1 protein-coding gene is annotated in these 1,351 nt (G+C 71.1%); it reads right to left on the reverse strand.

The features are described from left to right. Positions 1–1,351, reverse strand: a 1,351-nt coding sequence (locus AX702_RS04140) for a DUF4118 domain-containing protein (RefSeq protein ID WP_156455353.1), incomplete at both ends; no start/stop codon positions are given.

Below are 1,351 nucleotides of genomic sequence, written 5' to 3' on the forward strand. Positions count from 1 at the left end.
GGCGCGCACCAGCGGCAGATCGGGCGGCACGTCCAGCCGAACGTCATGCCCCTCCAGCGCGCCGCGCGCATCATGCGCCGCGCCCGTCACCGCGTCGCTGAGGTCGATCGGCTCGACATGCAGCCGCAGCGCCCCTGCCTCCACCCGCGCCATGTCGAGCAGGTTGGACACGAACCGGTTGAGCCGCGCCGCCTCGCTCTCGATTGTCGCGATCAGCTCGGGCGTCGCCTCGCGGCGCAGCTCGGCCGCCGCCCCGATCACCGCCGTCAGCGGCGTGCGCAGGTCATGGCTGACGGAGGACAGCAACGCCGCGCGTAATTTGTCGCGCGTGCGCACCGCGTCCACGTCGCGCATCTCCGCCTCCAGCCGCAGCCGCTCCAGCACCAGCGCCGCCTGATCGATCAGGCTGGTGAGCAGCGGCAACTGGTCGGCACGGATCGGATCGCCGCCGGTATCGCGCGCCAGCCCCAGCACCGCCAGCACGCGCTCGCCCGCCTTCAGCGGGTGGAACAGCCATTCCGATGCGGTCAGCGTGCCCGACCCCTTGCCCGCCGGCACGCCATTGTCGAACGCCCAGGTGGCGGCGGCGACGTCCATGATGTCGACGCGATATTCGGGATCGGTCGCGGTCTGCACGGTCAGCCCGGCGCCGGCGACCGGCGTCATCAGCACCACCTGAACGTCGAACAGCCGGCGCACGTCGCCGCAGATCATCTGCGCCGCCTCCGCCGCATCGTTGACGCCGCCGATCTCGCGCAGGAAGCCGGCAAGAATGGCGTTGCTGCGCGCGCTCGCGGCGGCGAGATCGGCCTGCGCCCGGACGCGCGCGGTCAGCTGGGTGGTGGCAAAGGCGACGCCCAGCAGCACGATGACGGAGACGACATTCTCGGGATTGTTGATGCTGAGCGTGCCGACCGGCGGCAGGAACACGAAATTATAGGCAAGGCTGGATGCGATGCCGGCGAACAGCCCGGTGCGCAGGCCGTAAAGGCTTGCCGCCGCCATCACCGGCAAGAGGTACAGCATCCCCATGTTGCCAAGGTCCAGCACCTGGAACAGCGCGCTGGCGACGGCGGTGATCGCGGCCACCATGGCGGTCGCGGCGGCATAGCCCGCCGGGCCGCCCTCCCCCATGCGCCGCCGCCGCTGCCGTGCGGATGGCGGGGGCAGCGGCTCCTCCGCCATCGGCAGGACATGGACGGTGACGCCCGGCGTCTCGCGCACCAGCCGGTCGACCACCGATCCGTGGCGCAGCTCGAACCAGCGCGATCGGCGCGACTTGCCCAGGATCAGCTGTGTCGCGCGTGCTTCGGCCAGGAAGCCCTTGATCCCGTCGATCACATTGGTCGCC

Origin of the sequence: Sphingomonas sp. CCH5-D11, assembly GCF_001557395.1 — a bacterium.
Taxonomy (GTDB): Bacteria; Pseudomonadota; Alphaproteobacteria; order Sphingomonadales; family Sphingomonadaceae; genus Sphingomonas.